Annotated in this window: 11 protein-coding genes; 10 read left to right on the plus strand and 1 reads right to left on the minus strand. The window is 39.8% G+C overall.

The window, feature by feature from the left end; all coding sequences use genetic code 11:
* Positions 1-7: 7 nt before the first annotated feature.
* From pgsA to cotE, 9 genes are all read left to right on the plus strand, one after another.
* Positions 8-586: a CDP-diacylglycerol--glycerol-3-phosphate 3-phosphatidyltransferase gene (gene pgsA / locus KO561_RS09255; RefSeq protein ID WP_231096817.1), complete on the plus strand. Its 579-nt coding sequence runs from the start codon at positions 8-10 to the stop codon at positions 584-586.
* Complete coding sequence (locus tag KO561_RS09260) at positions 583-1,827, plus strand: competence/damage-inducible protein A (protein ID WP_331000851.1); 1,245 nt, start codon at positions 583-585, stop codon at positions 1,825-1,827. The genes pgsA and KO561_RS09260 overlap by 4 nt, the downstream gene beginning before the upstream one ends.
* Before the next feature lie 179 nt (positions 1,828-2,006).
* Positions 2,007-3,053, plus strand: coding sequence for a recombinase RecA (recA, locus tag KO561_RS09265; protein WP_269140706.1), 1,047 nt, complete (start codon positions 2,007-2,009; stop codon positions 3,051-3,053).
* A gap of 301 nt (positions 3,054-3,354) precedes the next feature.
* On the plus strand, positions 3,355-4,911 hold the full coding sequence (gene rny, locus KO561_RS09270; protein ID WP_231096818.1) for a ribonuclease Y: 1,557 nt from the start codon (positions 3,355-3,357) through the stop codon (positions 4,909-4,911).
* A gap of 122 nt (positions 4,912-5,033) precedes the next feature.
* Positions 5,034-5,831 carry a TIGR00282 family metallophosphoesterase gene (locus tag KO561_RS09275; RefSeq protein WP_231096819.1) on the plus strand — a complete coding sequence of 266 codons (798 nt, stop codon included), beginning with the start codon at positions 5,034-5,036 and terminating at the stop codon, positions 5,829-5,831.
* Between the two features lie 106 nt (positions 5,832-5,937).
* Complete coding sequence (gene spoVS, locus KO561_RS09280; protein WP_044157499.1) at positions 5,938-6,198, plus strand: stage V sporulation protein SpoVS; 261 nt, start codon at positions 5,938-5,940, stop codon at positions 6,196-6,198.
* 237 nt (positions 6,199-6,435) lie between these two features.
* A complete protein-coding gene (gene miaB / locus KO561_RS09285; protein WP_231096820.1) occupies positions 6,436-8,016 on the plus strand; it encodes a tRNA (N6-isopentenyl adenosine(37)-C2)-methylthiotransferase MiaB in 1,581 nt (526 codons plus the stop codon).
* A complete protein-coding gene (locus KO561_RS09290; protein ID WP_231096821.1) occupies positions 8,017-8,445 on the plus strand; it encodes a YlbF/YmcA family competence regulator in 429 nt (142 codons plus the stop codon). It abuts the gene before it with no gap.
* Between the two features lie 211 nt (positions 8,446-8,656).
* Entirely contained in the window at positions 8,657-9,220 is a 564-nt protein-coding gene (gene cotE, locus KO561_RS09295; protein ID WP_231096822.1) for an outer spore coat protein CotE, read from the plus strand.
* A 479-nt stretch (positions 9,221-9,699) separates the two neighbouring features.
* Here cotE and KO561_RS09300 read toward each other — a convergent pair whose 3' ends face one another.
* Entirely contained in the window at positions 9,700-9,885 is a 186-nt protein-coding gene (locus tag KO561_RS09300; RefSeq protein WP_231096823.1) for a hypothetical protein, read from the minus strand.
* 226 nt (positions 9,886-10,111) lie between these two features.
* On the opposite strand from KO561_RS09300, the gene mutS reads away from it, so the two are divergent.
* Positions 10,112-12,682, plus strand: a complete 2,571-nt coding sequence (mutS, locus tag KO561_RS09305; protein ID WP_231096824.1) for a DNA mismatch repair protein MutS — start codon at positions 10,112-10,114, stop codon at positions 12,680-12,682.
* The last annotated feature ends 29 nt before the right edge of the window (positions 12,683-12,711 follow it).

Here is a 12,711-nt window from a genome sequence, read left to right on the forward strand (position 1 = left end):
ATAACAAATGAATATACCTAATAAAATTACGATGTCACGAATTTTTATGATTCCAATTTTTATCTTACTTTTAAGTATTCCGCTGGATTGGGGAGTTATTGATATTGGAAACGAAAGTCTTCCGGTAGTAGATCTCGTTGCGGCCCTTATTTTTATTGTTGCCTCCACAACCGACTGGGTAGATGGATACTATGCTCGAAAATATAATTTAGTTACGAATTTAGGGAAATTCCTAGATCCCCTTGCAGATAAATTATTAGTCTCTGCTGCATTAATCTTGTTAGTCGAAATGGGGCAAGCTCCGGCCTGGATTGTTATTACCATCATTAGTAGAGAGTTTGCAGTGACAGGACTTCGACAGGTTGCAGCTGGAGAAGGGATCATTCTTGCTGCTGGACAAATGGGTAAATTAAAAACGTGGATTCAAATTATTGCGATTTCTGTATTGCTTTTGCATAATTTCCCATTCTCCTATACGACGATTCCGTTCGGAACGATCGCTTTGTATGCTGCCTTAATCATTACCGTTGTTTCAGGTGTGGATTACTTTGTAAAGAATTGGCATGTCATGAGGGATTCTAAATGAGTGTGAAAGCAGAAATAATTGCAGTAGGTACGGAACTCCTATTAGGACAAATTTCCAATACGAATGCGCAATGGTTGTCCGAACAGCTCGCGAAACGTGGCGTGTATGTGTATCATCATAGTGTCGTGGGCGACAATTTAGACCGTGTAAAAGAAACGTTTGAACAAGCTGGTAAACGTGCTGATATAGTGATTGTAACTGGTGGACTAGGTCCAACCGATGATGACTTAACGAGAGAAGCGTTTCAAGCTTTATCTGGTTACGGATTAATAGAAGATAAGGAAACAATGAAAAAGATTGAATCCTATTTTGAAAAAGCGAACAGAGTGATGACCCCGAACAACAGAAAGCAAGCACGAGTGTTTGAAAATAGTACCGTTTTTCAAAATAGTGCTGGCATGGCTCCAGGAATTGTAGTGGAGTATCAGGATACCGTATGGATTTTTATGCCGGGGGTCCCTAGAGAAATGAAAGCTATTTCTACGGAACAGGCTTTTCCATATCTAGAAGAGCATTTTCAATTAAGGTCGATTATTCGCTCTAAAATGTTACGATTTATCGGCATTGGAGAATCTCAGCTAGAGCATGATCTTTATGATTTGATACAGAATCAAACGAATCCAACAATCGCTCCATTAGCCTCCGAAGGGGAGGTAGGTCTGAGGCTGACTGCACAATCTGAATCAGAGCAAGAGGCGGAAGAGCTCATTGTTTCTACTGAATCCTTGATTCGAGAAAAAGTAGGCGCTTATATGTATGGAACGGATGATCAAACACTAGAACAATCTGTCAAAGAACTACTAAATCAACAAGGCAAGACGTTAGCAGCGGCGGAAAGCTTAACTGGTGGTATGTTTGCGAGCACGTTGGTATCAGTAGAAGGGGCTTCCTCTGTCTTTAAAGGCGGGGTGGTAAGCTACGCTTCGTCCGTTAAAAGTGGTCTCCTACAAGTATCTGAACAAACGATTGTGGAACACGGAACCGTCAGTGATCAAACAGCGAAAGAAATGGCTAGAAATGTTCGAGAGTTAACCGGTGCAGAGATTGGCATCAGTTTTACTGGCATAGCAGGCCCGGATGCAGTGGAAGGTAAGCCAGTTGGAACCGTTGTGATAGGTATCGATCAGAACAAAGAAGATTCGGTAACGAAGACTTATCAATTTACTGGAGATCGCTCGTCCATTCGGAGAAGAACGGTGAAAAAAGGATATGAACTCCTTTTCCATTTGCTTACTAACTAAATAGCTAAAAAAGAAGAATGCGATGCAGTCTGAGCATCATTTTTAAAAAATTATCTTATGAATCTATTATTTTCCAAAAAATCTCTTATTAAAAAAGGGAACATTTATTCGTATTTTTGCTTGTTAAATCTCAAAAAACAAGTTATGATAGAGATAGATTAATTGAAGGAGGAAATAAGTTGAGCGATCGTAAACAAGCCTTAGATATGGCGTTAAAACAAATAGAAAAGCAGTTCGGAAAAGGTTCTATCATGAAATTAGGAGAACGAGGAGAGCAAAAAGTCGCAACCGTTCCGAGTGGTTCATTGGCATTGGATGTTGCACTTGGAGTTGGAGGGTACCCTAGAGGTCGTGTTATTGAAATTTACGGTCCAGAGTCCTCTGGTAAAACAACGGTTTCGTTACATGCGATTGCGGAAGCTCAACGTCAAGGTGGACAGGCTGCATTTATTGATGCGGAGCATGCTTTAGATCCTGTCTACGCTAGAAAATTAGGAGTTAATGTAGATGAACTTCTTCTTTCACAACCGGATACAGGAGAACAAGCTCTTGAAATCGCAGAAGCACTAGTTCGAAGTGGTGCAGTAGACATGATTGTTATTGACTCTGTTGCTGCGTTAGTACCAAAGGCAGAGATTGAAGGGGAGATGGGAGATTCTCACGTAGGTCTGCAAGCTCGTCTTATGTCTCAAGCATTACGAAAGCTTTCTGGTGCAATTAACAAGTCGAAAACAACTGCAATCTTTATCAACCAAATCCGTGAAAAGGTTGGTGTCATGTTCGGAAATCCTGAAACGACACCTGGTGGGCGTGCTCTTAAATTCTACTCATCTGTGCGTTTAGAAGTACGTCGTGCAGAAACGCTAAAGCAAGGAAATGATTTTGTCGGTAACAAAACGAGAATCAAAGTGGTTAAAAATAAAGTTGCTCCACCTTTCCGCACCGCTGAAGTAGATATTATGTATGGGGAAGGTATTTCAAGACAAGGGGAGCTTCTCGATATTGGTTCGGACTTGGATATCGTTTTAAAAAGTGGTGCTTGGTATTCCTATAATGAAGAACGACTTGGCCAAGGAAGAGAAAATGCGAAGCAGTTCTTAAAAGAAAACGAAGATATCGCTATGGAGATTTATCAAGCCATTCGTGATCATTACGAAATGGATACACTAGCACCAGAAGCTACAGAAGAAAGCAAGGAAGGGCAAGAAGTATTAGATTTTGAGTGAGGAAACAAAAGCGGAAGCGCCTGGTAGCTAGACTAGGTTGGATGTAACAAAAAAGTCGAGTGGAGAAGATCCATTCGACTTTTTTCGCATTTTCCTCGGATGTAAAAATACTAGATTTATAGGATTGCTTCACTTTATTGGTCAGTACCTTGACATTAGTTTTCGTCAAGATTAAAATTAATATGTATAATTATCATTTTTATTATACAATTTTGTTAAAAAATGATTACTTTAAAAGTTTTCTACTGTACATGCCGACCAATTATGTTTGTACAAGTTTATAGCAAGAGGAGGTGAAATTATGGTGACAATAATCATCTCCATTTTGCTTGCCCTTATCGTCGGTATTGTTGTTGGTTATCTGATTCGGAAGTCAATTGCAGAACAGAAGATTAAAAGTGCTGAAGATTTGGCGAAGCAGATTGTAGAAGAGGGGCACCGTAATGCCGAAGTAGCCAAGAAAGAAGCACTTCTTGAAGCCAAGGACGAAAATCATAGGCTTCGTCAACAGGCTGACCATGAGCTCAGAGACAGAAGATCAGAGCTTCAAAAGCAGGAAAGCCGGTTGATGCAGAAAGAAGAAAATCTGGACCGTAAAGGTGAAATGCTGGATAAGCGGGAGCTTATGTTGGAGAGAAAAGAAGGTTCTCTGACGGAAAAACAACAACAAATTGAAGAAATGGAAAGCAAAGTGGAAGCCTTGTTGAGTGAACAGCAAGCTGAACTTGAACGCATTTCCGGCTATACATCTGACCAAGCGAAGCAAGTTATTTTAGAACGGGTTGAGAAAGAAGTTTCCCACGAAACAGCCATTATGATTAAAGAGGCAGAAAATCGAGCCAAAGAAGAAGGGGACAAGAAAGCAAAAGACATTCTTTCCCTAGCACTTCAACGCTGTGCTGCCGATCATGTTGCTGAAACAACGGTTTCAGTCGTTAACCTTCCAAATGATGAAATGAAAGGTCGTATAATTGGACGAGAAGGCCGAAATATTCGAACGTTAGAAACTCTTACTGGAATCGACTTAATCATAGACGACACTCCAGAAGCTGTAATCCTATCTGGCTTTGATCCTATCCGTAGGGAAACAGCTCGTATAGCATTAGAGAAGCTTGTTCAGGATGGACGTATCCACCCGGCTCGTATTGAGGAAATGGTTGACAAATCAAGACGAGAAGTGGATGAGTATATCCGAGAAGTAGGAGAGCAAACAACGTTTGAAGTTGGTGTTCACGGTTTACACCCAGACCTTATTAAGATTCTAGGAAGACTAAAATATCGTACAAGCTATGGTCAAAATGTGTTAAAACACTCTACGGAAGTTGCGTACTTGTCCGGATTGCTTGCAGCTGAACTAGGTGAGGATGAAACACTCGCACGAAGAGCAGGACTGCTGCATGATATCGGGAAAGCAATTGACCATGAAGTGGAAGGAAGCCACGTTGAGATCGGGAAGGAACTTGCTACGAAGTACAAGGAAAACCAAACGGTCATTAACGCCATTGCTTCTCACCATGGTGATGAAGAAGCGACATCTGTGATTGCAGTGTTAGTTGCGGCAGCCGATGCATTATCAGCTGCTAGACCAGGCGCGCGTAGTGAGACATTAGAAAATTATATCAAGCGTCTTGAAAAGCTTGAAGAAATTTCAGAGTCTTACTCCGGTGTTGAAAAATCCTTTGCAATTCAAGCTGGTAGAGAAATCCGTATCATGGTAAAACCAGATGAAATCGATGATCTAGAAGCTCTACGAATTGCTAGAGATATACGAAAACGTATCGAGGGTGAATTAGATTATCCTGGTCATATTAAAGTAACGGTTATTAGAGAAACAAGAGCAGTTGAATATGCAAAATAAAACGACCATTTTGGTCGTTTTATTTTTTTGGAAATCAAGTAAGAAATGATTGGTTTTGACTTTTATTCTCCTGTGTGTGACACTTAAATGAAAAATAGCAGATAGATAGGACGGTAGGTATCATGCGTTTACTTTTTATCGGTGACGTTGTAGGCTCACCAGGAAGAAACATGGTTCAGGAGTATTTACCAAAATTAAAACAAAAATTTCAACCTCAAATTACAATTCTGAATGGCGAAAACGCTGCTGCAGGAAAAGGGATTACGGAGGATATATATAAGCGATTCCTCGAGTGGGGTGCCCAAGCTATTACGATGGGGAATCACACGTGGGATAAAAAAGAGATCTTCGAATTTATTGATAAGGCAGATTATATGGTCCGCCCAGCAAACTTCCCAGAAGGAACGCCTGGCAAAGGCTTATTGTTCTTAAAATATAACAATGTAGAGATTGCCATTATAAATTTACAAGGGCGTACATTTTTACCACCTATTGACGATCCGTTTACGAAAGCAGATCAATTGGTGGAGGAAGCAAAAAAACGTACCAATCTTATTTTTGTTGATTTCCATGCAGAAGCAACGAGTGAAAAACAAGCATTAGCTTGGTATTTAGACGGACGAGTAACGGCAGTGGTTGGGACTCATACTCATACCCAAACAGCAGATGAGCGAATTTTACCGAAAGGGACCGCTTATATCACCGATGTTGGAATGACTGGTCCTTATGATGCCATTCTGGGGACCAACAAAGACCCTGTTATTAAAAAGTTTCTGTCAAGCTTACCTGTTCGATTCGAAGTAGATAAGCAAGGGCGTAATCAATTAAACGGTGTTTTGATTGATATTGATCCAAACACAGCTACCTCCAAGAAAGTCCAACGTATTCTTATAAACGATGATCATCCCTTCTTTGGCTAATATTTGAATTTTTTGAAAAATTGATTCATAATAAAAAGGAATATCTATCAATTATAGGAATATAGTAAAAGTGGAACAAGTTTAGTAAACTAAGGAGGTACTAGGAATGGAAATATTAAAAGTTTCAGCTAAATCTAATCCTAATTCAGTAGCAGGAGCACTTGCGAACGTGTTAAGAGAACGTGGCTCAGCGGAAATTCAAGCGATTGGCGCTGGTGCATTAAACCAGGCCGTCAAAGCAGTAGCAATTGCCCGAGGATTTGTTGCCCCAAGTGGAGTTGACCTAATTTGTATCCCAGCTTTTACAGATATTATGATTGATAATGAAGAACGGACAGCCATTAAGTTGATTGTGGAACCTCGATAACTAGTAAACTACCTGTTTGCCCGGCAAGCAGGTTTTTTTCTGTATGAAACGTTTAAGCCTTCCGCGTTTCTGAGTTCGTTTTCATGACAAATGTGATAGAATAAGTGCGGAGTAGCTTTGATACCATTCTGAAAACGAATAGGCTTTATTTTTGGACACGCTTCTTGATATAATATGTAAATTAGGGTTGTTTTATTTACCTGAAGAGTTAGGGAAGATAGGAAAGGAGTTTCCGTAATGAACGAACAGCAACGGAAGGAATTAGACAGAATAAAACAGGTGGATCCATCGGACATAAAATCCGACCAGGATAAAAACCTGGAACGACTTAAAAACACGTCATCGGACGAAATCATTAGCAAGTATTTTCAAGCTACTTATGAACCGCCTAACTTGAAAAAAGCTAAAAAACGCCGAAGAGAGGATATTCAAATTCATTACGATTTTGGTATCCCAGAGGATATGAAAGAGATCGGGAGAGGCAAGAAATTCCTCATTCGTACGTATGGCTGCCAAATGAACGAGCATGATACCGAAGTAATGGCTGGACTATTAACGGATATGGGCTATGAATCTACAAATGAAACAACAGAAGCAGATATCATTTTGTTGAATACATGTGCCATTCGTGAAAATGCGGAAAATAAAGTGTTTGGTGAAATCGGCCACTTGAAACCACTCAAACAAGAAAATCCAGATGTCATCATCGGCGTGTGTGGATGTATGTCTCAAGAGGAGTCGGTCGTCAACCGTATTTTGAAGAAGCATCCGTTTATCGACCTTATCTTTGGTACACACAATATTCATCGCTTGCCGCAATTGCTGAAAGAAGCGATGTTCAGTAAAGCGATGGTTGTGGAAGTGTGGTCGAAGGAAGGGGACATTATTGAAAACCTTCCGAAAGTAAGAAAAGGTAAAATTAAAGGCTGGGTTAACATTATGTACGGCTGTGACAAATTCTGTACGTATTGTATCGTCCCTTATACACGCGGAAAAGAACGAAGTCGTCTTCCTGAGGATATTATTCAAGAGGTTCGTCATTTAGCAGCACAAGGCTACAAGGAAATTACGCTGTTAGGACAAAACGTGAATGCTTATGGAAAAGATTTCACAGATATGGAATATGGTTTAGGAGACTTAATGGAAGAAATCAGTAAAATTGACATTCCTAGAGTTCGTTTTACAACCTCCCATCCAAGAGATTTCGATGACCGTCTAATCGAAGTACTTGCAAAAGGTGGAAACCTTCTCGACCATATCCACTTGCCAGTTCAATCCGGGAGCTCTGAAGTGCTTCGCGTAATGGCAAGAAGATATACGAGAGAGCGTTATCTAGAGCTTGTGGACAAAATCAGAAAAGCGATGCCAAACGCAACCTTAACAACGGATATTATCGTTGGCTTCCCGAACGAAACGGATGAACAGTTTGAAGAAACACTTAGCTTAGTAGAAGAAGTTGGTTTTGAAAGTGCCTATACGTTTATTTACTCTCCAAGGGAAGGAACTCCTGCTGCAAGATGGGAAGACAACATCCCGATGGAAGTGAAAAAAGAGCGTCTACAACGGTTAAATGCCTTGATTAACAAACAATCTGCGGAAGCAATGAAAAAATATCACGGACAAACAGTTAAGGTACTTGTCGAAGGGGAAAGCAAGAAAAATCCAGATGTGCTGTCTGGGTACACAGAGCGAAACAAGCTTGTTAACTTCAGAGGTCCGAATTCCGTAATCGGACAAATTGTTGAAGTGAAAATAACGGAAGCAAAAACTTGGTCTTTAGATGGAGAATTAGTAGAAGAAGCGGTAGAGGTGAACTAAATGACACAGTACACACGTAAGCAAATCATTGAAGAAGCGGAAAAACTAGCCAGAATGATGGCCAGCACAGAAGAAATTGATCGTTTTAAACAGCTCGAGGCTAAACTAAACGAAAACCAAAAGATTCGTGAAACGATTGAACGCATTAAAAAACTACAAAAGCAAGCTGTAAACTTCCAAGCCTATGGAAAAACGGAAGCTTTAAATCGAGTGGAAAAAGAAATTGATCGCCTTCAAGGTGAAATTGATTCCATTCCAATTGTTCAGGAATTTAAAGAAACACAAGTTATGATTAATGATATTCTTCAGTTAGTATCCAACACGATTTCTCGTGAGGTGACGAATGAAGTTATTCGCTCTACAGAAGGGGACGTACTTCGTGGAGAAACAGGATCCAAATTGAAATACAGTGGTGGACACCACCATTAAAAAGCAAAGACCTTTGCTCAGTTGGAGCAGGGGTCTTTTTTTCTACCTCCACTTTTATCCCAACATAGGCGTACACATCTATAGGCCATTGCATAGGATGAATTAGAACCTTACAAGTCATACTTACCTGTGATTAGTCATTGGTGGGTATGCACTTTAGGTGAACACCCTGCATACAATGACTATGAAAAAAGAGGAGGTTTTAGTTCTTATGTCATTTCTTGATCAAGAATATCGGGAAATTATAACAAAAGCTGTTATAGGTAAGGGTCGAAAGTTTGTTCAGGACACAAATACGATTTCCCCGTCACATAGACCAACTAGTATTTTAGGGTGCTGGGTGATTAATCATCTCTACAATGCTAAGAAAAAAGGGGAAAACATCGTAGAAATCAATGGAAGCTATGATGTGAACATCTGGTATTCCTACAATGACAACACGAAAACAGAGGTTGTAACAGAACGCGTTAACTATTGTGATCATATTAAGCTATCTGTTAAAGATGAAAATACAGTTAGCGATGATTACGAAGTATTTGCAAAAGTCATTCAACAGCCTAATTGCTTGGATTGCAAGATTTCTACTCAAGACCACAAGATTGTCGTAGAAGTAGAACGGGAATTCCTAGTAGAGGTTGTTGGTGAAACGAAAGTCTGTGTGCGTGTCGATCCAAACGGATATGTTAGCGATGATGATGACTGGGATTTCGAATTAACCGACGATGAATTTGAAAGTGTAGACCCAGACTTTCTAGCCGTAAATGAAGAAGAATAGTAAAAAGCTTGGACGGGAGACAATTGTCTCCCGTTTTCTTTATAACACCAGGATTTATATGTCGGTCCCTTTTTGAAAGAAAAGAAAGAGAAAGCATACAATTCAATTCGAGACTAGGAAATGAATTCCACCGCTCCCGAAAGCGACTATCCATAGTGACAATAAACCTAGTCTGCATTTCTTTTCTTATGTCGTATTGATAAAACAAACAGCTAGTTACTTAACGTAATAGAAAATTCCCATAAGATATAAAAAGCCAAGAGCAAGGCTCCTGGCAATGAAGCTTTTCCTATTGTGGTGGAAGGAGTCAATGAACGAAGGGAAGAGTAAAGCCGATACAAACTTTGTACTAGAGAGATTTCCATTTTGGTGTTATAAAATAGGAAATGGTGGAAAATTGGATGTGATAGTTAAAATCGCCAATAGTTAGTTGAAGGTGATCAATCGCAACTCCAGTTAGTTCCCCTTCTAACTTTTCGTTAACTGTTTACAACTTGGATGGTTTTATTCAAATACATTAACAAATGATCGACATAGACAGGTTTTGTCGGAATCGTGTATGTCGGTGAAATTTGATTCATCATGGAAGGGAAATTAGTTGAATACATGTAGTAGCCCGGAGGTAACGGGACTTGGTGATTCATTTGAGGATAGTTTTCTAACATGAGAAACACTCCTTTATGATTGCTATCTTTTTAATATATGACTATGAATACAGGAGTGTCACCCAAAAGTTAAATAGTCTTTACAGACAAATCGTCGAGCTGGATAAATATACTCTTTCATTATGGTAGTAATATCCTGTCTAATCTTAGCTAGATTCGTCGACCCTAGAGATTTTCCTATGATATAATACGGGATATAGCAAGGTCACGATTTGGGGGAAGTATAATGGCAACTTACACACCGATGATACAGCAATATTTAAAAATAAAAGCAGATTATAAGGATTGTTTTCTTTTTTTCCGTTTAGGAGATTTTTATGAAATGTTTTTCCAGGATGCCTTGGAAGCATCCAGAGAATTAGAAATTACGCTAACGAGTAGGGATGGAGGCGGAGATGAAAGAATTCCAATGTGCGGTATTCCCTACCATTCAGCAGAAAACTACATAAAAAATCTTGTGGAAAAAGGCTATAAAGTAGCGATTTGTGAGCAAGTCGAAGATCCTAAAGTGGCAAAAGGGGTCGTGAAACGAGAAGTAGTCCAGTTAATTACCCCGGGTACGGTGATGGAAGGCAATATGCTCGATGAGAAAGAAAACAATTATTTAGCGAGTATTAGTCAGTGGACCAATGATACATTTTCCATTGCGTACTCAGACCTCTCAACAGGTGAGAATACCGTTGCTTTAATGGATAATGGCTGGCAAGCTGTTTTAAGCGAATTGTATAATCGACCGGTTAAAGAAATTGTCGTTGCATCTGATTTACCAGAAGCTTTTCAAACGGATTTAGTAGAAAAGCTTCAGCTAACCGTTTCTTATCAAGATGATGCCCAAGTTTCTGATAGTATGAGGAATTTAGTCTTCAGTTTAGTAAATGATAAATTAGAGCAAACGGTGGGAAGACTACTAAACTATTTAGAACGGACACAAAAACGTTCGCTCGACCATCTCAAGCAAGCACAAGTGATTGAGCTACAACAGTTTATGTCATTAGATATGTATTCGAAAAGGAATCTCGAGCTGACAGAAACGATTTTACGGAAAGGAAAGCAAGGCAGCTTGCTATGGGTTCTCGATAAGACGGTGACCGCAATGGGGGCACGGAAATTAAAAAAATGGATGGAACGTCCGTTGCTACAGCCTTCTGCTATTGAACGCCGTTTTGATATTGTTGATGGATTTCTGCAGCAATTCTTAGAGCGGGAATCGTTACGCGACCTGCTAAAGAGTGTTTACGACTTAGAGCGACTCTCCGGCCGAATCTCCTTTGGAAATGTGAATGGAAGAGATTTAATCCAACTGAAGCATTCCTTAGAAAGAATACCCGCTATAAAGGACGTCTTTAGTCAATTTGATAATCAAACAATCCAAGCCTTAGGAGAAGGCTTAGACCCATTACAAGATTTACAGCAACTCCTAGAAAAAAGTTTAATAGAAGATCCACCGATTTCGATTAAAGACGGTGATTTAATGAAGGATGGATTTCACCCTAAGCTGGACGAATATCGAGATGCTTCCAAAAACGGCAAGAGGTGGATTGCGGAATTAGAGCGGAAAGAGAAAGAAGAAACGAATATTAAATCTCTGAAAATCGGGTATAATCGAGTGTTTGGCTACTATATTGAAGTAACAAAAGCAAACCTTCAGCTATTACCAGAGGGGAAGTATGAACGCAAGCAGACATTAACAAATGCGGAGCGTTTTATTACTCCAGAATTAAAGGAAAAAGAAACGCTCATCCTTGAAGCGGAAGAAAAAAGTGTGGAACTAGAATATCAGCTGTTTGTAGAGCTTAGAGAACAAGTGAAAGCCTATATTCCAAAACTTCAACAGCTTGCCGAGAAAATTAGTGAAATTGATGTTTTACAAGGCTATGCCACGATTAGTGAACAAAATGATTATCGTCGTCCAACCTTCAATACCAATAACAACGTTTCCATAGAACAGGGTCGACATCCAGTCGTCGAACAGGTTATGAAGGATGGAACGTTTGTCCCAAACGATATTCGCATGGATGAACAAACAAATATGTTACTTATAACCGGTCCAAACATGTCTGGGAAGAGTACGTACATGCGACAGCTTGCCTTGACGACGATTATGGCACAAATTGGTTGTTTCGTTCCGGCATCGAAAGCGTCCTTACCAATATTTGATCAAATTTTCACTCGTATTGGTGCAGCGGATGATTTAGTTTCGGGTCAAAGTACGTTTATGGTGGAAATGCTAGAAGCGAATCACGCGATACAACATGCAACCGATAAAAGTCTAATCCTTCTAGATGAAATTGGAAGAGGAACAAGCACGTATGATGGGATGGCGTTGGCGCAAGCGATTATTGAACATTTGCATGAGCATGTTCAGGCGAAAACGTTATTCTCTACTCACTATCATGAATTAACAAGCTTAGAGGAAAGTTTAGAGCAGCTAAAGAACATTCATGTCCGTGCCGAGGAATATGAAGGAAATGTTATTTTTCTTCACCAAATTCAGGACGGTCCTGCGGATGAAAGCTACGGGATTCATGTGGCGAAGCTGGCCAACATGCCACAGAATTTGATTTCGAGAGCTTCTGAAATCCTAAAACAACTAGAGGACAAGCCAGTTGAAGTTTCAAAAGATGAACACGATGACGAGCAATTGTCATTTTTCATTGCAGAGAAACAAAAGCAAACAGACCCAAAACCGCTAGATGATTTTGTGGAAGAGATTAAGGGGTTAAACATTATGGATATGACTCCACTTGAAGCGATGAATCAGCTATATCATCTTCAGAAGAAAGCGAATAGAAAGTAGAAACAAAAGCGCAGGAAGCGTATGGAACT

The organism is Radiobacillus kanasensis (assembly GCF_021049245.1).
GTDB classification, from domain to species: Bacteria; Bacillota; Bacilli; order Bacillales; family Amphibacillaceae; genus Radiobacillus; species Radiobacillus kanasensis.